Origin of the sequence: Fulvivirga maritima, assembly GCF_021389955.1 — a bacterium.
Taxonomy (GTDB): domain Bacteria; phylum Bacteroidota; class Bacteroidia; order Cytophagales; family Cyclobacteriaceae; genus Fulvivirga; species Fulvivirga maritima.
Genome location: NZ_CP089980.1, coordinates 2,700,239 through 2,722,410, shown reverse-complemented (window position 1 = coordinate 2,722,410; position 22,172 = coordinate 2,700,239). Strand labels below are relative to the sequence as shown.

At 39.3% G+C, this 22,172-nt stretch carries 19 protein-coding genes; 3 read left to right on the top strand and 16 right to left on the bottom strand.

Annotation, left to right across the window (positions count from 1 at the left end; all coding sequences use genetic code 11):
- Positions 1-113 precede the first annotated feature (113 nt).
- The 13 genes from LVD15_RS11645 to xerD all read right to left on the bottom strand — a co-directional run bounded on the left by LVD15_RS11645 (position 114) and on the right by xerD (position 15,842).
- Positions 114-2,066, bottom strand: coding sequence for a LysM peptidoglycan-binding domain-containing protein (locus tag LVD15_RS11645; protein ID WP_233780502.1), 1,953 nt, complete (start codon positions 2,064-2,066; stop codon positions 114-116).
- Positions 2,067-2,072: 6 nt separating this feature from the next.
- On the bottom strand, positions 2,073-2,708 hold the full coding sequence (locus LVD15_RS11640) for an O-methyltransferase (RefSeq protein WP_233780501.1): 636 nt from the start codon (positions 2,706-2,708) through the stop codon (positions 2,073-2,075).
- Positions 2,709-2,761: 53 nt separating this feature from the next.
- The gene (locus LVD15_RS11635; RefSeq protein ID WP_233780500.1) at positions 2,762-3,997 is read right to left on the bottom strand and encodes a M16 family metallopeptidase; all 1,236 of its coding nucleotides are present in this window, start codon (positions 3,995-3,997) and stop codon (positions 2,762-2,764) included.
- A gap of 128 nt (positions 3,998-4,125) precedes the next feature.
- Complete coding sequence (locus LVD15_RS11630; protein WP_233780499.1) at positions 4,126-4,983, bottom strand: nucleoside phosphorylase; 858 nt, start codon at positions 4,981-4,983, stop codon at positions 4,126-4,128.
- Positions 4,984-5,077: 94 nt separating this feature from the next.
- Positions 5,078-5,716: an acetyltransferase gene (locus LVD15_RS11625; RefSeq protein ID WP_233780498.1), complete on the bottom strand. Its 639-nt coding sequence runs from the start codon at positions 5,714-5,716 to the stop codon at positions 5,078-5,080.
- Between the two features lie 43 nt (positions 5,717-5,759).
- Positions 5,760-6,881, bottom strand: a complete 1,122-nt coding sequence (locus LVD15_RS11620; protein WP_233780497.1) for a hypothetical protein — start codon at positions 6,879-6,881, stop codon at positions 5,760-5,762.
- Between the two features lie 125 nt (positions 6,882-7,006).
- On the bottom strand, positions 7,007-8,284 hold the full coding sequence (locus LVD15_RS11615) for a DUF2851 family protein (RefSeq protein WP_233780496.1): 1,278 nt from the start codon (positions 8,282-8,284) through the stop codon (positions 7,007-7,009).
- Positions 8,284-9,108: an orotidine-5'-phosphate decarboxylase gene (pyrF, locus tag LVD15_RS11610; protein ID WP_233780495.1), complete on the bottom strand. Its 825-nt coding sequence runs from the start codon at positions 9,106-9,108 to the stop codon at positions 8,284-8,286. The genes LVD15_RS11615 and pyrF overlap by 1 nt, the downstream gene beginning before the upstream one ends.
- A 62-nt stretch (positions 9,109-9,170) precedes the next feature.
- The gene (lolA1, locus tag LVD15_RS11605; RefSeq protein ID WP_233780494.1) at positions 9,171-9,815 is read right to left on the bottom strand and encodes an outer membrane lipoprotein periplasmic chaperone LolA1; all 645 of its coding nucleotides are present in this window, start codon (positions 9,813-9,815) and stop codon (positions 9,171-9,173) included.
- 121 nt (positions 9,816-9,936) lie between these two features.
- Complete coding sequence (locus tag LVD15_RS11600; RefSeq protein ID WP_233780493.1) at positions 9,937-12,414, bottom strand: FtsK/SpoIIIE family DNA translocase; 2,478 nt, start codon at positions 12,412-12,414, stop codon at positions 9,937-9,939.
- Between the two features lie 162 nt (positions 12,415-12,576).
- Positions 12,577-13,617: a quinone-dependent dihydroorotate dehydrogenase gene (locus LVD15_RS11595; protein ID WP_233780492.1), complete on the bottom strand. Its 1,041-nt coding sequence runs from the start codon at positions 13,615-13,617 to the stop codon at positions 12,577-12,579.
- 86 nt (positions 13,618-13,703) lie between these two features.
- Positions 13,704-14,756, bottom strand: a complete 1,053-nt coding sequence (locus LVD15_RS11590; RefSeq protein WP_233780491.1) for a DUF4407 domain-containing protein — start codon at positions 14,754-14,756, stop codon at positions 13,704-13,706.
- Between the two features lie 186 nt (positions 14,757-14,942).
- Complete coding sequence (xerD, locus tag LVD15_RS11585; protein WP_233780490.1) at positions 14,943-15,842, bottom strand: site-specific tyrosine recombinase XerD; 900 nt, start codon at positions 15,840-15,842, stop codon at positions 14,943-14,945.
- Between the two features lie 81 nt (positions 15,843-15,923).
- Between xerD and aroQ the strand changes: the two genes are divergently transcribed.
- On the top strand, positions 15,924-16,355 hold the full coding sequence (gene aroQ, locus LVD15_RS11580; RefSeq protein ID WP_233780489.1) for a type II 3-dehydroquinate dehydratase: 432 nt from the start codon (positions 15,924-15,926) through the stop codon (positions 16,353-16,355).
- Positions 16,352-17,413, top strand: coding sequence for an aminotransferase class V-fold PLP-dependent enzyme (locus tag LVD15_RS11575; RefSeq protein WP_233780488.1), 1,062 nt, complete (start codon positions 16,352-16,354; stop codon positions 17,411-17,413). Before aroQ ends, LVD15_RS11575 begins: the two co-directional genes overlap by 4 nt.
- Here the strand turns inward: LVD15_RS11575 and LVD15_RS11570 are convergent, their stop codons facing one another.
- Positions 17,414-18,637 (bottom strand): WD40/YVTN/BNR-like repeat-containing protein, encoded by a 1,224-nt coding sequence (locus LVD15_RS11570; protein ID WP_233780487.1) that lies wholly within the window; start codon positions 18,635-18,637, stop codon positions 17,414-17,416. It lies immediately after the preceding gene.
- Between the two features lie 125 nt (positions 18,638-18,762).
- Here LVD15_RS11570 and LVD15_RS11565 point away from each other — a divergent pair, with 125 nt between their 5' ends.
- The gene (locus LVD15_RS11565) at positions 18,763-19,665 is read left to right on the top strand and encodes a cation diffusion facilitator family transporter (protein ID WP_233780486.1); all 903 of its coding nucleotides are present in this window, start codon (positions 18,763-18,765) and stop codon (positions 19,663-19,665) included.
- A gap of 77 nt (positions 19,666-19,742) precedes the next feature.
- Here the strand turns inward: LVD15_RS11565 and hslU are convergent, their stop codons facing one another.
- Both hslU and porQ read right to left on the bottom strand, forming a co-directional pair.
- Positions 19,743-21,155 (bottom strand): ATP-dependent protease ATPase subunit HslU, encoded by a 1,413-nt coding sequence (hslU, locus tag LVD15_RS11560; protein WP_233780485.1) that lies wholly within the window; start codon positions 21,153-21,155, stop codon positions 19,743-19,745.
- Positions 21,156-21,157: 2 nt separating this feature from the next.
- Positions 21,158-22,165: a type IX secretion system protein PorQ gene (porQ, locus tag LVD15_RS11555; RefSeq protein WP_233780484.1), complete on the bottom strand. Its 1,008-nt coding sequence runs from the start codon at positions 22,163-22,165 to the stop codon at positions 21,158-21,160.
- Positions 22,166-22,172: the final 7 nt, after the last annotated feature.

Here is a 22,172-nt window from a genome sequence, read left to right as displayed (position 1 = left end):
TTGCAAACATAGCAATTAAATAAGTTTTTTAATCTTAAAAATAGATCTAAGAATTTCAAAAAGTAACTATTGAAATACGAACCATAAATTAAATAATAATACTTTAATATCAATTACTTATTTGGCCTTTTTACGATTTTTATTTTCTCTCCAAGGCCTATGCTAAAGTCTGTCTTGTCATTCCACTTCATTATTTCTTCTATAGTTACTTCATATTTCCGGGCAATATTATACATTGTATCACCCTGCTTTACAGTATGATATATCTCCTCCGCCTGCTCTCTCTGTACGGGAGCAGCTTCTTCCTTCACTATCATACTCTTATTATAAATAACTAATTTTTGATCAATACTCAGTTTTTGAGAAATATCCATATCATTCCACGCCAGCAGATCTTTTATGGTTATATTATACATGCGTGAAATCGAATAAAGTGTTTCTCCTGGCTTCACCACATGTACCTGGCTTCTCCCCTCAAAAGGTTGTTCATCCTCCTCCACAGCTTCATTCTCCTCCCAGACTTCCTCATTCTCTTCTTCTACTTTCTCTTCTACAGGATCAGCATATTGCTGACTGGCAGATGGTTTCACCTTATTAACTGAAGGCTCATCCTTTTTCACTACAGAGGCATCTGACTCTTTAATTACAGGCACAGCCACCTCTTCCATAGCTATTTCTGGTTCTTCCTGCGGAGCCTTCTCTTCTTCTTTCTTGACTACACTCTTTGACGATATCACCTGTGGCTTTTCATTTGGCTCTTTCACGGTTCTATACTCTGGCTCCACTCTGGCTGGCCTTATAAATCGAAGCCATAGCACTCTACCTGCTTTTACCTCGTCATCATTTTTTCTTATCCGGTTCTTAGACTTAAGCTTTTTCAGCTTAATGCCGAACTTTTGAGATACTGACCAGAGACTTTCTCCTGGTTGAATAACATAATAATGAGTCTTAGCCTTATTTTTCTTTTTCTTAAAATAATAAACCTGCCCAGCAACAAGACCATCACTGATATCTATATCATTATACTTCAGGAATTTTTTCAGATCAAGCTCTCCCTTCTCAGCTAGTTCAGGTATTTTATCTCCTGACTTCGCAATGGTGCCAGGCATACCATTAATATCTACAATGCTACCCCGTGAGGCCATAACATAATCTTCATAAACAGGATATTTATCAGGGTTATCAAAGTCATACTCCACCGTTCTACTTACTTCGGGGCGCGTATTATTTTTTCCATTATTTTTAAAAGCAGACAGGTTAACATTTTGCAATTCTGTAATTGGCACTATAACGGTATACTCACGGTCATCAGGTATTTTTCCCTTCTTTAGCCACTTGTTATAGTCTTGCAGCTGAGCCAGGCTCACTCCCGTTTCTCTGGAAACATCTTTTAAAGTCTTTCCTGCACCATTATCATATTCTCTTAACTGCACTAAGCCCGCTTCATTCACAGCATCCTGAAAAGCGATTTTATGCGCCAAATATTTCTTCACATACCAGTAGGTCTTTTTATTAATGACCATAGAGTTAGCACCCTGATCACCTTTACCCAGCACCCTCATGGCTCCACCAGCTCCCATCTGATAGGCCTGCAACGCATGTAGCCAGTTATCAAAAAACTGATTGTTCTTCTTCATATATTTGGCCGCTCCGCGAGATGATGACACAATATTCATCCTTTCATCGATATGGCCATCTACACGCATGCCTACCTCCTGAGCGGTAAAATCTTTAAACTGCCAAAATCCCACTGCATTTGAGGTGGAGACAGCATCAGGTATTAGAGCACTTTCCTGCAAAACCAGGTATTTAAAATCATCATGCAGGCCTTCTTCCTTAAAAACCCTTTCTATGATAGGGAAATAAGAACGCGCTCGCTCTACCTTAATATTAAAGTACTTTGGGCTTTTGGTCAGCGCATCTACATCATCCTGAATTTCTTTACGTGCTCCTTCTGCAATGCGCAGTTTTATTCCTGCAAACTCCATTCTGGAAGGCACTCTTGGTCCCTGAGCTTGCACTAAGAAAGGCAGCAAAAAAAGAAGGAACAATAATCTTTTGGGCATAAGAAATTAAATTTTGCGCATTACCATTAAACCATCACGTATAGGAAACAGAACGTTTTCTACACGCTCATCATTATGAACTTTTTCATTAAAATCCATAATCACCTGAGTTTTCTTATCTATCTTATCACCAACCACTTTACCGCTCCACAGCACATTATCCGCAATAATAAAACCTCCCGAAGCCATTTTATCAATTACCATATCGAAATAAGCCGAATAACTGGCTTTATCGGCATCTATAAACACTATATCAGGCTGAATATCCAATGTAGGCACTACTTCCACTGCATTACCTATAATATATTCTATAGAGGAAGTTAGCCCTGCCTCTTCAAAATAGCCTCTTACCATCTCCTCCAACTCTTCATTCACATCAATGGTAATAAGTTTACCACCAGTCGTTAATCCTTCTGACAGGCAAATAGCTGAATATCCGGTATAGGTGCCTATTTCCAAAATGCATTTGGGCTTGATCATATGACTAAGCATAGAAAGTACACGCCCTTGCAAATGCCCGGAAAGCATTCTAGGTCTTAGCACGTTAGCATGTGTTTCTCTATTTAGTTTTTTTAATACTTCTGATTCAGCCTTAGTATGTTGTTCTACATACTGCTGTAATTCTACATCTGTAAACTCCATATTTCTATGCCCAATTTATTAGATAAAGAAATGAATTAAAATATTGTTTAACATTAATTGTCCGGCAAAAAGGTTAACTGACTCAGCAGACTCTCATCGAACATTTCTATAGCTATTTCCTGAATGTCAGAGGCCGTTATATTTCTTATATTGGCAAACACATCTTCAAGAGATTCTATATAGTTCTTATCTAACGTGCTTTTAGCCATCATCAGCATAAGGCTGGTATTATTTTCCTCAGCCATAGCCAGCTGTCCCATGAGCTGTTCTTTAGCGGTGTGTAGCTGCATTACTCCCAGCGGCTTCTCTGCAAACCGCTTTAGCTCTTTCTTCACCAACCTAATACTTCGCTCTAACTGACCGGGTTCCGTACCAAAGAAAACGGTGAAAAGCCCAGTATCAATGTATGATTGTAAGCCGGCATCAATAGAATAAACAAAGCCATGTTTCTCTCTGAGCGCTAGGTTAAGACGTGAGTTCATGCCCGGACCTCCCAGAATATTTACCAACATAAAGAAGGCTAACCTTTTTTCATGACCAATAGGGTAAGCGGGTCGCCCCAATGCACACTGGGCTTGAGTAAGATTTCTATAAACCACTTTTTCAGCAGGTTTATAATCTACAAAAGGCTTCCTTACCCGTGCTGCCGAATAGCGAGGCACGGCACTTAGGTATTTATTGGCCAGGCGTTCTACTTTTTTCAAAGGAATATTTCCTACAGAGCAAAATACCAGATTTTCGGTATTGAGATTAGCCTCTAAAAAATCCTTGAAATCTTGTCTTGTAAATGACTTAACACTTTCAGCAGTACCTAAAATATTCATGCCCAGCGGATGATCACCGTAGACAAGGGTATCAAAATCATCTTGAATTGCATCTTCAGGGCTATCATAATACATGGCCATTTCTTCCAGTATTACATTTCTCTCCTTTTCAATCTGCTTTTCAGGAAAAATGGAATCGAAGGTGATGTCCGCCAGCAGCTCAACGGCCTTTTCAAAATAGCTATCCAGCACAGAGGCATAAAAAGCTATTTTTTCTTTGGTTGTATAAGCATTAAGCTCACCTCCTACAGAATCTATCCTATTAAGAATATGAAAAGCCTTTCTTTTTTGTGTGCCTTTGAAGGCCATGTGTTCCCAAAAGTGTGCTATTCCTTGATTTTCTGAGGTTTCATCTCTACTGCCAATATCCAGCATGAAACCACAATGCACAATTTTAGTATTAGACACCTGCTTATGTATTACCCTGATACCGTTATCGAGGGTAATTATATCGTAATCATCCATTCTGTTTCTCTTGTCAACCGTAAATCTACGTCAATTTTTTCTTTAACCATGAGTGAACGGAGACAGGGAATACTACTTCTCTAAGAGAATGATCATTATAGAGGTCTATTAAACACAAAGGCCTTTAATTATAATCTGTCTAGTACTTTTTTAATTAGAGAGTCAATAATTTCAGTGGAGTTTTTAGCAAATTCATTCTTCACTCTGTTGGCTATAATGGCATTAGCACTAAGCACCTCATGGCCCAGCAACCTTGCCATAGAGTAATACCCTGCCGTTTCCATTTCAAAATTGGTGAGCCACATATCATTATGATGAAAATAATTGAGCGCCTCCATCAGCCTGGGGTTCTTGAGCTCAAGTCTGATCTTTCTTCCCTGTGGGCCGTAGAAGCCGGGACAAGTAACGGTATTGCCAATCAGCATATCATCTCCCCGGATCTGCTCTTTTAGTTCCTGAGATCCTCGCACCACATAGGGCTGAAAAGGCAACTGAATCTGCTCCTGAAGCTTTTTGCCTATTTCATTTTCCAAATCATCTTGAGGCAGATTGTAGAAACACATAAGGGTATCTAAACCCACGGCATAATCTGATAGCAAATGAGAACCCAAAGGGATATCCTGCAGGGCTCCAGAAGTACCTATTCTTATAATCTTAAGTTTCTTCTTCTTAGCCTTTTCCTCTCGCTTTCTAAAATCAATATTAGCGAGAGCGTCCAACTCAGTAAAAAAGATTTCGATATTATCAGTACCCATTCCGGTACTGATAACCGTTATCTTCTTGCCTTTATAAGTACCTACATGAGTAATAAACTCTCTACGATTCATCTCAAAATCGACGTCATCGAAGTATTTACTCACCATAAAAACTCTGCTGGGGTCTCCTACCGTAATAATGGTATCAGAGATATGCTTAGGCAATAAGTTTAAGTGATAGATGCTCTTATCCTTATTGAGGATTAGTTCTGATTCAGGAATTTTCACCATAATTTATTTCAGGCTTAGGTACCGGAAAATATACGTAATTACCGGTATAACAAAAAAAATAGCATTAAATAACCTCAACCAACTAATAGAACAACTATCTCTCTACTACCTGAGCCGGATTACCGAAAACAGTTTTACCTGCTTCTACATCTGCAATTACTACAGATCCTGCTCCTATCCTGGCGCCTTTACCAATTTTAATCCCACTCACTATAGTTACACCTGAGCCTATGAATACTTCATTGCCCACATGCACTCCGGTGTTAATTACGCTCCCGGCACCCAGCTGAACGAAATCACCCAGCTCAGCACTATAATCTACTACTGAGTTAGTGTTTAGAATACAATGATTGCCCACTTTTGCATTATCAGCAACCCTTGCTCCCATATTAATAAAGTTTCCGTGCCCAATGTAAGCGGTGTTAGCAATAACTGATGCCTGATGAATAGCATTTACAGGCATTACCTTTCTTCTTTCATTGAGCATTTTCACTATACTCTTGCGATATTTATTATCATCTATGGCTACAAAAGCCTCGCATTTTTTTCCTATATATTTTAAAAACCCGTCGTCATAAGTAGCTCCAAGCACACTTATTTCGTCCATTTCGGTGCCATGAAGTTTCGCATCATCGTCCAGGAAGCCATATATCATGATCTCATTACTGTCAAATATATCTCTGGCAGCACGCCCCATATTATTAGCTCCAAATATCATTACCGGATTCTTCATATTCATTCCATTTTGTTGAAACGACAAAGCTACATTTAAGTGGCTATTTTATCAATTTATTAACCTTTTCTATCAAAGGGTTTTGTATACAAACTAAAAGCAAGAATACTGGTAGAAAGCCCACTTTATATCTCACCAAAGTCCCGAAATTTGGAGCCGAAAGGGCTAAAAACACCGCCAAAATAATACAATAGAAAATAGAAGCCATTAAAATTGTATTAATTTTAGGTTGCCTTCTGATTTTTTTAAAAAAGGCGGCTATAAATAAAAAAAACAATAAGAGATTTTCAAGACCGGAAATAACCTTAAGCCAATACGCACTCTCACCAATAATTGGCCTAAAAAAACCTGCAAACAAAGCCTGCGGTGTATGAACGGCAATACTGAAAAAATCAGGATGAAGATTACCATAATTAATAACATCTTCCGGATCTGAAATTTGATGATAAGTATAATAGTTATCTACAATAACCTCCGCCAGCCGCTCCAGGTAAAAATTAGGATGTAGCCTGGTTACGCCTAAAGTAATGACAACTAAAAGCACAGAAAAAATAATGACAGATTGCCTGGTTGAAGTACTTCCTTTAAAATGGTTAATCAAATGAGTACCGCCAATTACTAGCATCATGAGCAATAACACGCCACAGTAATAATATTTCACCTGCCACAGAAGCCAAAGCATGAAGACGGTTCTGAAAATAGCAATAACTCTTGGCTTATCATTTTGTAAGTACCACCTTAAGAAAACACCCAAAATATACCCAATTGCACCAACAGCAATGACCTCTTTTAATAAACCAGAGCTCCAAAAAATGAGAGATGGCCAAAAAAGCAGTGATACGCAGATGGCCAGCCTGTTTCCAGGAAAAATATAAATGACGGCTTTCGCCAAGTAAAGCATCCCTGACAAGGCAAACAATGAAAGAAAGAGTGAGGACAGCCAAAAGTTATTATACGTAAGCGCATTAACAACACTAACTAATTTAGACATAAACACGATCCCCGGTTGCCCTTGAAAGCCATCATATGTCATCTGACTTAATAAAATATCAAGATATTTTGCAGGATCAGCAAGTAGCAAGTCTGTTAAAGCACTACCATGCTTAAAGTAATTGATAATGTCTCCCCCTTTATAATAATAGAGATACAACCAGCCTAAAGCCAATGTGGCACTAAATTTAAAAATGATAGCTGAAAAGAAAACAGGCTTCCCTAAAAAGTGATATTGATGGTATAACTTCTTTATAATAAAGCCTATAAAGATGAAGTTTAGTATTAATATAAATATGCTCACTTGCTCCTGACCAATGAAAGACCTATACTACAAGAAAGGCACCGCCTCCTTTTACAATAATTATTAAAGAGCTGAATCACCGCCTGGCTATCATAGGCAGACAAAGGCTTCCTCTCCAGGTTCGTCCAGATGTCTACGATTTTATTCTTTTCGCTTTTAATTTTCTCCAGCAGGGCAATTGCTTTATCAACATAAATATTATTATCCATATAGGTGCCATAGGCCACCATCAAAGGCACTACGGTATTAATAAGGATATTATCTATGCTAGACTGCCCTATCTCATGCCCCGTTTTAGCAGCCTCCTTTCCCCATTGATAATGTTTTTGCCAGTAATCGCTCAAAGGAAATTTGAAGATCTCTACCACACTACCCGCTTCATTAATCGTGAGGAATTTATTAAACAGGTGCAGGTTATTTATTAAAATTTTGCTCAGCTGCGCCAATCTCACGGTAGGGAAATTGGCCGGCCGTAAGCGAAGAAGTTTCCAGTGTGCAGAAGTTAGATTTTGCTCTAACGAATATTTATTTTTCAAAAAGGCATATTCCTTTTTAAGCTCATTTTGATAGGGCTCATCCAGATCATCATCAAAAAGATTAGCTTGCCCAAAGAGTAACGCTTCTACCTGCAAAGGACTATCAGCATGCTTTCTTATGATTTTATAAGGTAATGATTTAGCCAATTCATAAAAGGCCTCTGAGTTTATTTTGAAACCCATATTCCGGCATAAAAGCCTGTAGGCCGTCTCTTCCCAATCATTATTATTAGCCTCTAAAACCTCTATCACCAGAGCGGCCTTTTGCTGCAATCTTTCAGTTAAAGTTTTATCCAGCATAGTTACCCAGGTAATATCTGACACCTGCTGTAATTGCTCATGACAAGGAATGGTAAAAGGATTATTGATGAGGTGCTTATAGTTGAGAATCAATGCTTCGTCAACTCTGTTTTTTAGTTCGATGGTAGGTATGAAAGAGCCATCTGTTCTTTGAACGGGCTTATCATTATCCCAAACCACGTGCAGTATCACGTTATCATAAGCAGGATCTGTATGATGCCCATGATGCTTCCATTCAGAAGCCTTTACATGCAGCTCTACCTGCCCATTCCACTGCAAGCCTGCCACTATTATTTTAGCCTCACTAAAGTCTGGGCCAGCGTCAGTATTATGCGTACCCGGGAACAGCACATTCACCATCTGATGATCCCGGGTAGCTAGTTCGGTTTTATCAAAATATTGAAATTTCCATATAAAATGAAGAAATGCTTCCTGCATTAAACAGTTTTAAACGCTGCCAGATGTTGCTCCATTTGCTGTTGGAGTGAGTGAGCCTCCTTACCCGCCGCTTCAGCGAAGTCCTCACCTTTAGAGGCATAAATAATTCCTCTTGAAGAATTCACCAATAAACCGCAGTCTTTGTTCATTCCATACTTAGAAACCTCTTCTAAACTACCTCCTTGTGCACCTACACCTGGCACTAAAAAGAAGTTATTAGGAGCGATCTCTCGTATCTGCCCTATTTTATCGGCACGGGTAGCGCCTACCACAAACATCAGCTGATCATCATTAGCCCACTCTCTACTTTTTCTTATCACCTCCTCATAAAAAGCCGTGTCATGCTCTCTGTTAGTCATCAGCTGAAAGTCATTACTTCCATGGTTAGAAGTATGAGCAAGTAAAATAACCCATTTTCCTGGAAAGTCCAGAAAAGGAGCCACTGAATCTTCACCCATGTAAGGAGCTACTGTGATTGAGTCAAAATCCATATTTTCAAAAAAGGCCTTTGCATAGAGCTTAGAGGTATTACCAATATCTCCTCGCTTAGCATCAGCAATAGTGAAAATTTCTTTTGGAATATACTCAACTGTTTTCTCCAGACTTTGCCAACCTTTAGCACCCAGAGCTTCATAAAAAGCAATATTAGGCTTATAGGCAACCGCAAAATCTTTAGTAGCATCTATGATGCGCTTGTTAAACTCAAAGATAGGGTCTTCATACTCAAGCAGAAATTGAGGAATTTTCTCCAGGTCTGTATCCAGACCCACACATAAGTATGATTTTTTTTGACGTATTTGGGATATCAGTTCTGCTTTGTTCATACAAGCAAAAATAAAAAAAGGGTGCTAATACACCCTTTTTTATCTTATATGTTTTTACTATTCTATCTCAAATCAATTACCTCTACACCAGGATATTTAGCGGTATCGAAAGCAAAGAATGAATCTTTAGGACTAATGTTAGTCTTGAAATTCTTAATAGTGTATTCGTACTGATTACCTGATTTGTCAAACATAGTCCAACCTTTCAGGTTTTTAGTCTTTTGAGAGATGAAAAGCTTAATCTTAAAAAACTGAGCATCTTTATCATTAGGCACTAAATCTACTTCAGCTACAGTTTCACCATTCATTGATGCTGCTGGGTTTACCAACATATATTTATAACCACTTTTGTATGCCTCATATATTTTTGAAGGAGAAATTTCATCCTCAGTAGGGCTGTAGTTATCAATATTTACTTCATTCACGTCTGGCAGATAAGTCCATACGGTAGTGCCATTATTAATGACTACCTGATCATCCATTTCCAACTTATACATATCACCTTTTACGGTGATCTTACCGCCAAACTCCTCATTAATATTATCTACCTCATTGACCATGGCGGAAGTAATATCAGCACTATATGCAGGTATCTGCTTCATTTTAGTGCTCATTGCATCTAATATTTGCTTCGCTTCAGGATCTTTCTGAGCAAAAGCAATTATTCCGATTAGGACAAACATGAGGGTGAAAGAAAATTTTTTCATTACAGTATGGTTCTTTTTTAAGTTTTAAATCTCAACATAGCGTGCAAAGGTAAAAAAATATATAAGGGAGGCACAAAAAAAGCCATATTTCCCTATTTATAACAAATTAACCCTGCACTGGTTATAGATCATTCAATAACTGTTCCAAACTGTATTCATCAGGAATTAAAACTTCACGAGCCTTACTTCCTTCGAAAGGTCCAACTATGCCAGCGGCCTCTAATTGATCTATAAGCCTACCTGCTCGATTATAGCCTAGCTTTAATTTTCTTTGTATAAGCGAAGTACTTCCTTGCTGATGTAGCACTATCAATCTGGCTGCATCATCAAAAAGAGCATCTCTGTCTGACAGATCTACCTCTCCTATACCTGAGCTTTCATCATCACCTGAATATTCTGGCAAGATGTAGGCCGATTCATATCCTCTTTGCTCGCCAATGTAATCACATATTCTTTCCACCTCAGGTGTATCTACAAAAGCACACTGAAGACGAATCATATCAGATCCTTGTGAAAGCAACATATCTCCCATACCAATCAGCTGATCAGCCCCGCCAGTATCTAGAATAGTTCTTGAATCTATTTTAGAGGTAACACGGAAAGATAAACGCGCCGGGAAGTTAGCCTTAATTATACCCGTAATTACGTTAACTGAAGGTCTTTGCGTAGCCACAACCAAGTGAATACCAATAGCCCTGGCCAACTGAGCCAGCCTGGCAATAGGGGTCTCTACCTCTTTACCTGCGGTCATCATTAAATCTGCTAACTCATCTATCACCAACACTATGTAAGGCAAGAAGCGGTGCCCCTTTTCAGGGTTAAGCCTTCTGTTTACAAACTTAGCGTTATACTCTTTCAGGTTTCTGGAGCCAGCATCTTTAAGCAAGTCATAGCGGTTATCCATTTCAATACACAAGGAATTGAGGGTATTAACCACCTTCTTCGTATCAGTAATAATGGCTTCTTCGCTATTTGGCAGCTTAGCCAGAAAGTGTCTTTCTATTTTATTAAATAGCGTAAGCTCCACCTTTTTAGGGTCAACTAATACAAACTTGAGCTGTGAAGGGTGCTTTTTATAAAGTAAGCTAGTAAGCAATACATTCAATCCTACTGACTTACCCTGACCTGTAGCTCCAGCCATAAGAATGTGAGGCATTTTTGCCAGGTCAATCACATGCACCTCGTTAGAAATAGTTTTACCCAGTGCCACAGGAAGCTCCTTATCGCTCTTCATGAACTTCTCAGTAGAGAGTACTGATTTGATCCCTACCATCTCTCTGTTTTCATTCGGAACCTCTATACCAATGGTACCTTTCCCCGGGATTGGCGCAATAATACGAATTCCTAAGGCAGCAAGAGAAAGGGCTATATCATCTTCCAGGTTTTTAATCTTTGAAATTTTAACCCCGGCTTCCGGCACTATTTCATATAAAGTTACAGTTGGTCCTATAGTCGCTTTAATGCTGGAAATACCAATTTTGAAATTGACTAAGGTCTCAATGATTTTATCTTTATTCTGCTCAAGCTCTTCTTTCGTAACCTGAATAACTCCGGTATCAAATTCATCTAATAACTGAAGCGTAGGGTATTTATAAGATCCCAGATCTAAAGTAGGGTCATAGTTTTCTTGCACTGAGGCGGTATTTTCCTTTTTCACCTCATCATATACAGAGAACTCAGGGCCTTCAGTCTCTACTTTTTTACGTTCAGGAATAGTAACATCAAGCTCTAACCCAGGACTACTTTCTTTTTTAGGTGTATTTACAGGCTTCTGTTCTAATAACACCTCATTTTGTTTAGGAGGCTCTTCCTGCGGTTTTTTCACCTCAGGTTTTATTTCTTCTTTTTTCTCAGGCCAATTATCCTTTTCATCTACATAGCCCTCCACTTTATCATCAGCAGTTTCTTTGCCACTTAGTCCTTTTTCTATATCCTCTACACCATCTTTTATTTTGCCTTTAAAGCCCAGAATAGTGGTAACGTTAAAGAAATAAATAATGAAAGCTATCAATGAGAAAATAAGTAATAGAATAGTACCCCAGCCTATCAGACCTTCCAGTACTATGGATAATTGATAACCGATGCCTCCACTTAAAAAGCCCCATTCTGAAACGCCTTCGGTACTGAAAACCAGATAACCTAATAATATGCTTAGCCAGATAGTGAAGAACAGGCTAAACACAAGCATAGAATAAATAGAAACCAGCTGCTTCCTGAATACTATTTTATAGCCAATAATAAACAGTAATGGCGGTGTAAAAAAGGCTGCCAGGCCAAACCAACGGAATATAAAATAGTGAGAAATGTAAGCTCCGGCCGATCCCAACCAGTTTTCAGCTTCTCTACCAGACTCAATGATTCCTGTTTGCCCAATAGCTTCTACTACACTCTGATCTGCCTTGCCGGTAAATAGGTAAGAGATAAAAGCCGTAAGTAAAAACAGCGAACTAATAAGTAGAAAAAAGCCAAAAGTAAGGTGAAAACGCCTGTCTTTTAAAAAGCTTAATTTGAAGTTAAACTTCAGCTTTTTGCTAGTACTGCTCTTTTCCTTTTTCTTAGTTTGCTTAAATGTATTTGATTTATATGTGTTTTTGGCCATGTTATAAAAAAGACAAAGCTAATAAAAAATTAACGCCATATCCAGACAAAAAATGTAAGGCGGTTGTTCATTTTTTTTGCGACTCATTACAAAAAGAGCCGCACTAAAATGAGGTACCCTTATCCATCTTCTATCTCAAAATGTAAAATATAATACTTAAAATCAACTCTTTAGAAGAGACACCAATGCTTTATTGATTTGTTTTATCAAAGCGGGGCCTTCATAGATAAATCCTGTGTATACCTGAATAAGCGAAGCCCCAGCTTCAAGTTTCTCCAGTGCATCTTCAGCTGACATAATACCACCTACTGATATTATAGGAAACTCCATACCTAGCTTACCTCTCAAATATTTCAGTATTTCGGTTGATCTCTGGGTAAGAGGCTTACCACTGAGCCCACCGGCACCTATCTCTTGCACTCTGCTAGCCGAGGTCTTTAGTTCTTCTCTCGAGATAGTTGTATTATGGGCGATTAAGCCATCGAGCTTCACCTCTTTTACTATCTCTACTATATCATCTAGTTGACCTTCTGTTAAATCAGGGGCAATTTTCAAAAGGATAGGCTTGGGTTTTTCCTTTTGCAAGTTCAGGTTGATCACTGCTTTGAGCAACTTAGTAAGAGGCTCCTTATCTTGCAACTCCCTCAAATTAGGTGTATTAGGAGAGCTTACATTGAGCACAAAATAATCAACCACAGGATATAAAGTCTCAAAGCAATATTCGTAATCTTCAAAAGCCAGCTCATTAGGAGTCACTTTATTTTTACCAATATTACCTCCGATAATCACATCAGACTTTCTTTTTTTCAGTCGCTCTACAGCGGCTATTGCCCCGTCATTATTAAAGCCCATTCGATTAATAATAGCTTTATCTTCAGGCAAACGAAATAAACGAGGTTTATCATTTCCTGGCTGCCCTTTTGGTGTTACCGTGCCTATTTCAAGATGCCCAAACCCCAGACAAGCTAACTCATCTACTACCTGTGCATCCTTATCAAAACCTGCAGCCAGCCCTACCGGATTTTTAAACCGGATACCGAAAAGTTCTCTCTCTAAGCTTTTATGCTCATAACAAAACATACTCCTCCACATGCCTTTAATACCAGGCAGCGGGCTAAGCGCTTTCAAAAGGTTAAAAGTAAAATGATGTACTTTTTCAGGGTCAGCCTTGAACAGCAAGGGCCTAATTAAAGATTTATACACGGGATAAGGGTTAATTATTTTGCTGGTGCAAAGATAGCATAATGAAAAACCTTCACCATTAAATTCATAAAAAGCACCTTACTTTTCTATTGATTGTCTAAACTGACGTCTAATTGCTTTTTTACAAATTCCTTTTCCATGTCTGCCAGTTTCTCTGACCGACCTTTCACGCTGGAGTTAGCAGCGGCCATCACTTCTGTTTTTTGAAGGAAAAAGCTGTGTTCTTCTATACTTAACAAATGATCATAAGGACCTCTGCCTGAAATCAGCTTTACAAAAATAGGAGCTGTTTCAATGGCTATAAAAAGGAGGATTATAAAAAGATTGGCCATATAAATAGCTTCACTCTCACTGGTGAGTCTGTCTAGCGCTTCCATTCTGGCTGCTGGTCCATCCAGTTTACTTTGCTCCAGCTCATGCATATCTCCTTTCATCTCCGCGTCGAGCTCTCGCAGTTCTTTAGATTTCTGAGTGATTAAGGCATTATTTTGAGCCGACAACTCCTGCAACTCGGCATCTACCCGGTCAGCATCTGCCTTTTTAATCTGATAAATGGGACCTGGATTCCTTTTCCCGGTACCACCAGTACCATCAGCCTCTTGCTGTGCTATTTTTCGCAATTCATTCCTACGATTTTCTTTGGCCAGAATTTCACCTTTCAGATTATCGATTTCTGAAACCAGCTGCTGGCGCTGAGACGTAAATCGTGAGGCCACTTGCCCTTCTTGACGGGCAAACAGCTCTTGCTCCATAACACTAAGCTCTCCCTTAATTTCATTTTCGAAGATCTTCATCTCTAAAGGCTTGGCTATTACCAAAGAAATAAGCAGTGCTAAAATAATTCTGGGAGTGGCTAAGGCGAATTCTTTAAAAGGCTTTCCTTTTTTCCGCATGCTGGAAACCACATACCTGTCCAGGTTAAAAATCATAAACCCCCACACCAGGCCAAACACCACAGACCACCACGGGTTAGCTGTGATTGTAAAAAGGGCATAACCTCCTGCAAGAGCAGCAAAAAGGCCTGTAAAGAAAATAGTAGCACCTACACCTACATATTTAGTACTGTCTGTTGGGCACTTTTCCAGTAACTTTATATTAGCCCCTGAGCAATGCCAGAAAAACATTTTCAGCTTATTCATGGATGTCAAACGAAATTTCGATAGAAATATTTTTAACAACCAATAGTATGCCAGTTACTTATATGGAGTAGGAAGGCATATTCTCATTTTCAGATGTTCTATTATGAACAGGTGGGGTGTACGGTTTGAGTCCTCACCTAATTATCTCAATCTATTAAACAACTCCCTTCTTCTCTTCAAGAATTATCAACTCCTGGGGTGAAACTCCTGAATTACTTGTTTTAAATAATCCCGGTCCAGGTGGGTATATATTTCAGTGGTGGTGATGGATTCATGGCCGAGCATTTCCTGCACGGCTCTTAGGTCTGCTCCACCTTCTATCAGGTGAGTGGCAAATGAATGTCTGAATGTATGTGGACTTATGCTCTTGGTCATGCCAATGCTGCTCGCCAGGTTTTTGATAATAGTAAATATCATCACCCGCGTCAGCTTCTTCCCTCTTCGGTTTAAAAAAGCATAGTTTTCATGGCCATCGGCTATGTTTAGGTGGACTCTCACTTCTTCAATATAAATTTTGAGGTATTTAAGAGCATCTCTACCTACAGGTACAAGCCGTTCCTTATCGCCTTTACCAATAATCCTCAGAAAGCCTATGTCTTCGTAAATATTGGTAAGCCGAAGGTCTATTAGCTCAGAAACCCTCAGGCCTGAGCTGTAAAGCACCTCCAACATAGCACGGTTACGCTGACCTTCCGGCGTAGAATGATCGATGGCATTAAACAATTGCTCTATCTCATTAAAGCTAAGTGTATCTGGCAGCTTTCTGCCCAGCTTAGGACCTTCTATGAGCGCTGTAGGATCTTTATCTATCAGGTCTTCATACATCAAATATTTATAAAATGCCTTAATGCCAGATAATATTCGAGCTTGTGAATGAGGAGTCATGCCCAGCTCATTGACATACTCTAAAAAATCCTGTAAGTGAGCAGAAGAAACATCTAATGGTAACACTTGCCCATTGGACATCTCGGCAAACTGTTTTAGTTTTACAATATCATGAATATAGGCTTCTACGGAGTTCGCAGAAAGTGATCTTTCAAGCCTGATATAGTTCTTAAATTGCTGTATTGCTGTATCCCAAATCATGATTATTTTTTCTAAGGTTCACCAATTGTTTAGGTGTGCCCTGAGAATAACTGTATTTTTGAATGCGACTTTAAAGATATCATGAAAATATTAATTGTTAATGGCCCTAATCTGAACCTCTTAGGAAAAAGAGAGCCAGAAGTATATGGAAATCAGGATTTTGAAAGTTTTTTCAACAAAATAAAATCAAACTTCAGTGATTGTGAATTGGAGTACTTCCAATCAAACATAGAGGGCGAACTGGTAGGTAAAATCCAGGAAGTAGGCTTTTCTTATGATGGTATCATTTTAAATGCAGGCGCCTATACCCACACCTCAGTAGCTATTTCTGATGCTATTGCTGCTGTTACCACTCCGGTAATAGAAGTGCATATCTCAAACATTTATGCCCGAGAGGAGTTCAGACATAAAAGTATTATTAGCAAAGAATGCATAGGTATGATATCAGGGCTGGGTCTTGAGGGCTACCTGCTGGCGCTTACTTATCTACTTAATAAAAAGCAAAATTCATGATCAATTTCTACCCCGGGCCTTCCCGCGTAGACGAAAATATTCCCGCTTATGTGCAAGAGGCGTATGACAAAGGGATACTAAGCATAAACCATAGAAGCGATGCTTTTATGAAAATGTGCGCTAAAACCGTAGGCTTACTAAAAGACCGGTTAAACATACCGGAGAGCTATACTATCTTCTTCACCTCCTCAGCTACTGAATGCTGGGAGATCATAGCTCAGTCTGTTATAGACACTAATAGCTACCACTTCTACAGTGGTGCTTTTGGCGAAAAATGGTTTGACTATACGAAAAAAATCAGCCCTTATGCCATTGGCTATCAGTTTGACCAAGAGCAGGAGTTGAAAACCGGTGAGCTAGACTTATCTTCAGAAACGGGGTTAATCTGCATTACTCAAAATGAAACTTCTAATGGTACTCAGATTTCTAATGCCAGAATAGCCAAATTACGAAAGAAATACCCTAACCATCTTATAGGTGTAGACGCCACCTCTTCTATGGCTGGCGCTGCCTTAAATTTTAATAATGCCGATATTTGGTATGCTTCAGTGCAAAAATGCTTTGGCCTGCCCGCTGGCTTAGGTGTAATGGTATGCTCACCCAATGCCATAGCCAGAGCTAAAGAGCTAAACAAAGTAGATCACTATAATAGTCTACCTTTTATGGTTGATAAAATGAGAGATTATCAAACCACTTACACGCCAAACGTTATGGGCATATATCTGCTTATGCGTGTTATGGAAGGCAGAAAGGAGATTTTAAAAGTAGAGAAAAAGCTAAAGAAAAGGTTTAAAGCTTACGCCGAATTAATTGATGATGCCAGTGAAGACTATTCATGGCTAATTGAAAATGAAGATGTAAGATCTACTACCGTGCTGGTGATAAAAGGTGAACCTGAAAGAGTACAGGAGCTAAAAGAAAAAGCGGCGCAGGAAGGTATAATCCTCGGGAACGGTTATGGAGCCAACAAAGCTGACTCCTTTAGAATAGCGAACTTCCCAGCCATTAAAAAAGACGAGGTAAAAACACTTAAGAAGTTTTTAAAGAAGAACCTTTAATCACTTCTTCTTTTTGCCTTGCGGCGTTTTCAATTCTGGCACAAGCTGCTTTTGAGTGACCATAGAAGTAACGAGGGTAGCTTGGCCATTAGCATGTTGAGTCCATGCGGCTACAATATTTCCGTTATGAGCTTTCAGTGAAAGTCCTGCACTAAGATTTGGATCCATTTCAAAAGGCTCATTGGTAAGCTTTTTATTCACAAAACTGCTACCGCCATCAATAGAATAAGCCATAATCACATCGGTAGCCATACTCTCTTTACTCTCCCGTTGATAGTACACAATATAAATCACGCCTACCTCATGATCCTGAGCCATAACAGGCATAAAATGAGCTCCCTCTCCTTCAGTATTTACCTGGCCGATGGTATTCCAATAATCTCCATTGTTTCTTGATGAAATGAAATACACGTTGTTCCCAGCGGTGGGTCTCTCATCATTCCAAGTGACATATAAACCACCACGGTATTGAGTAGCTGTAACATCCAGGATAAGCTGAGGCACTGTTTTGTAGTTTTGCAGCCCAGCTACTGCTAATGAATCTCCAGCGAAATAATCAGTAACCTTAATATCTTTTCGCAGCCATGTTTTGCCTTTATCATAGCTTCTGTCCATCCATATGCCTAACTCTGTATTGAGCCAGGATACATACATACGATCATCTGGACTAAAACCTACAGAACTACCCGTAATATACTGCTCACCACATGGGCTCTCTGTCACCTTTTCTGGCTTACCCCATTTTTTACCTCCATTTAAATCAGAGTAATAAACGGTATTAGTACAGCCATCCTTTTCAGATTTTTCCACGTAAGTGAAACCTAAACTGCCGTTATTCACATTATTAACTACCTGATAATTCACTAAATTAGGAATTGACTGCCTGCCTTCTTCCTCCCAGGTGGCGCCATCATCTTTAGATTTAAATCCTATTATTTCATCTCCTTTAGAGGCAAAAGCATAAAACACTCCTTTATTATCAGAAATTACCGTTACCCCTTCAGCCGTTAAACCCAAAGAAGACGTGTTCCAGGTAGCACCAGCATCATTAGAGTAAAACATTTCCCCTTGTGAAGAGGATATCACCATATTGTTTTCTCTTTTCAGGCTAATGGCTACGTCAGGTTCAGTAAGACTTTTCTGCGCTGGCAGCTCCACATTTGGATATTGAGCTATTGAAAAAGTAATATAAAATGCGAATAATGAAGTCAGGAAATATTTCATCGGGCATGGTTTGTTATTAATGCGGCATAAATATAAACAAAAAGCACTGCATCTTACCACAAGAATGGAATAGGTATCAGCTGGCATAGCTTATATTTGCTTTGTACCTTTAAGGCTGTAAAATTATGGCACACGATCACTCACATCATCATCACGGGCACCATCACCATCATGGTTCGGGCAATATTAAAGTAGCCTTTTTTCTAAACCTAGGCTTTACTATTATTGAAATTGTAGGCGGCATCCTCACTAACAGCATCGCTATTCTATCTGATGCGCTTCATGATCTGGGTGACAGCCTAAGCTTAGGACTCTCATGGTATTTTCAAAACCTTTCCGGTAAAGGCCGGGATAAAACATTCTCTTATGGCTATAAGCGATTTTCACTCCTGGGAGCTATTATCAACTCAATAATTCTTTTCTCAGGCTCTATATTCATCATATACGAAGCTATTCCCCGTATTTTCAATCCTGAACAACCTGAAACTAAGGGAATGATCGGGCTGGCTGTAGTAGGAATACTTATTAACGGAGCTGCAGTACTCAGACTTAGAAAAGGAAGTTCTCTTAATGAAGAAGTAGTTTCTCTTCATCTTTTAGAAGATGTGCTCGGTTGGGTAGCGGTACTCATTGGGGCCATAGTGATGCATTTTGTAGATGCACCAATAATAGACCCATTGCTTTCTTTAGGTATATCTGCTTTTATACTTTTCAATGTATTTAAAAACTTAAAGAAAAGCTTCACCATTATTTTACAAGGAACCCCCAGACACTTAGAGATCGACAAAATAAAAGCCAAAATAGAAGAGCTTCCAGACATTAATGAAGTACACGACTGCCACTTATGGACGCTAGATGGAGAATACAATATCTTTAGTGCTCACCTGGTAGTCAACTCCAGCAAAAGCATAGAAGAACTTGCTGATATTAAAAGCAAGGTGAGAAGCTTGCTGGATGAGCTGCACGTTAACCATGCCACCCTTGAGTTTGAAACTGTACAAGAGCCATGTGCATTGGAACATTGCTAACCAACCGCAATCAATAAAACCAAAAAGGCTATCGCAAAACCTCTGCAATAGCCTTTTTTAATGTTAGCAAACTCGTATTACAATATAAATTCGCTTAAGTCTTTGTTAGTAATTAGTCCGGCTAGTTTATCCTGAACCATTTCTCTGGTAATAACAATATTAGCATTAGGACCAATTTTATCAGGCACATCAAATAAAAACTCATTTAATAGCTGACTCATTACAGTGTGCAATCTTCTTGCTCCTATATTTTCAACCTCAGCATTAATCTGGAAGGCCTTTTCTGCAATTTCTTCTAACGCTTCTTCCTGGAAGGTAAGCACTACGTTTTCAGAATCCAGCAATGCTTCATATTGTTTTGTCAAAGCATTTTTAGGCTCTTTCAAAATATGATAGAAGTCTTCTTTAGTGAGGTTATCCAGCTCCACTCTGATAGGGAACCTACCCTGAAGCTCTGGAATAAGATCTGAAGGCTTAGCCACATGAAAAGCTCCGGCAGCAATAAACAGGATATGATCTGTTTTTATCAATCCATATTTTGTGTTTACGGTGCTTCCTTCCACAATAGGCAAAAGGTCTCTCTGCACACCTTCTCTACTTACATCCGGGCCTCCGCCGCCTTTTTTACCTGACCCTCCGGCAGCAATTTTATCAATTTCATCCACAAAGATGATTCCTGTGTTTTCAGCCTTCTGTATTGCCAGGTCTTTTACCTCATCCATGTCTATTAGCTTGGCTGATTCTTCCTCTACGAGGATCTTTCTGGCCTCAGAGATAGTCACTTTACGCTTCTTGCTCTTTTTAGGCATCATGCCGCTAATCATCTCCTGCAGATTGATCATAGATGATTCATCCATCATACCTCCACCAATCATTCCTACACCAGGGTTAGCTGGTTTCTTCACGTTGATATCAATCTTACGGTCTTCCAACTCACCATTTCTGATTTTCTCTCTGAAACGCTCTCTGGTTCTTTCGTTAAGCTCACCATCAGTTACTGGCAGCTCACCAGTTACAGTCTCAGTAGAAGCTGGGTTTTTAGCCGCTCCATTATCTCCCTTAATAGGAGGAATTAAAGCATCAAGAATAATATCTTCTACAATTTGCTCAGCTTTTACCTTTACCTCTTCCTTCTTCTCTGCTTTTACAAGGTTTACTGACTGCTCCACCAAATCTCTCACCATGCTCTCCACGTCACGACCTACATAACCTACCTCAGTAAATTTGGAGGCTTCTACTTTGGTAAAAGGAGCGTTGGCAATTTTAGCTAACCTACGGGCTATCTCGGTTTTACCCACTCCTGTAGCGCCTATCATTAATATATTATTAGGCACAATTTCACCTTGCATTTCACTCTTCACGTTCATACGCCTCCATCTGTTTCGCAGGGCTATGGCTACGTTTCTTTTGGCATCTTTTTGCCCGATAATGTATTTATCAAGCTCTTCCACTATCTGCCTGGGGGTGAAATATGTTTCCTGATTTATCATATCTAAATTTTTCCTTTTCTTAAAAATAAATTTGTATTGGCAGTAATTGTAAAACTATTAGAAGCTCCTGCCGCATGATAGCCTCCCCGGCTATAGGCAAATTCAAAGGCCTTGATTCTAAACATAAGACCATAAGAAAAGCCCGCTCCATGCGCTCCGTCTTCCAACTTAAGCTCCTCTCTGATTAAATGGTTATACCCAAACCTGAAGTTCAAGTTTTTACTAATCAGTAATTCTGCTCCTACTACCACATGTCTAAAAACTTTATCGAAGGTTCCCGGCGCATCTTCATCCGCTCCTCCGTAATAAATGTCATTTTCTCTGGCCAGGTTATAACCTGTAAAAGAAAATCTGAAAGGCATATGCTCCGGCTTAAAACTCACACCAGCCTGCAAATCAAAAGGCAGTCTGCTATCTGCGGTTTCCGTATAGTCGCTAAACACTACGCCAATATTTTTAAACACCAGACCAGCTGTAAGGTTTAATGTAGGATGTTTAAATACACCCCCTAAATCCATAGCCAGCGCATTAGCACTGTAAGCATCTATGCTTGAATTAATGTATTTTAAGGTGGCTCCCATAGTAAAACTACCTATCTGATGGCTCTTGCCAATATAAAATACAGTTTCTCCTGCACTAAAATCTCCTAAAGCGGCACCAGTATCATCATAACTATCTATGTCACCATATCCTAAATGATGAGTTCCTATATACCAACTACCCCACTTGTCAAAATCATGCTTATAAACGAAGGAAACGGCATTAACATCAGCAAAATAAGAGAGATAATTAAACGAAACATACCCACCCAAGCTGTCTCCTACTGCCGCAGGGTTATTATATAGCAGGTTAATATCTTCATTATAAAGAGAAACATTTACTCCTCCAAGTCCCGCTGCTCTGGCTGATGAAGGAACATTCATAAACTCAAAAGAACGCCGGCCTCCCACCTGTCCGTACGTAGTAAGGCAGGTAAACAGAAGGCCGGCTATGATTATGATTTTGTTCATAAATGCT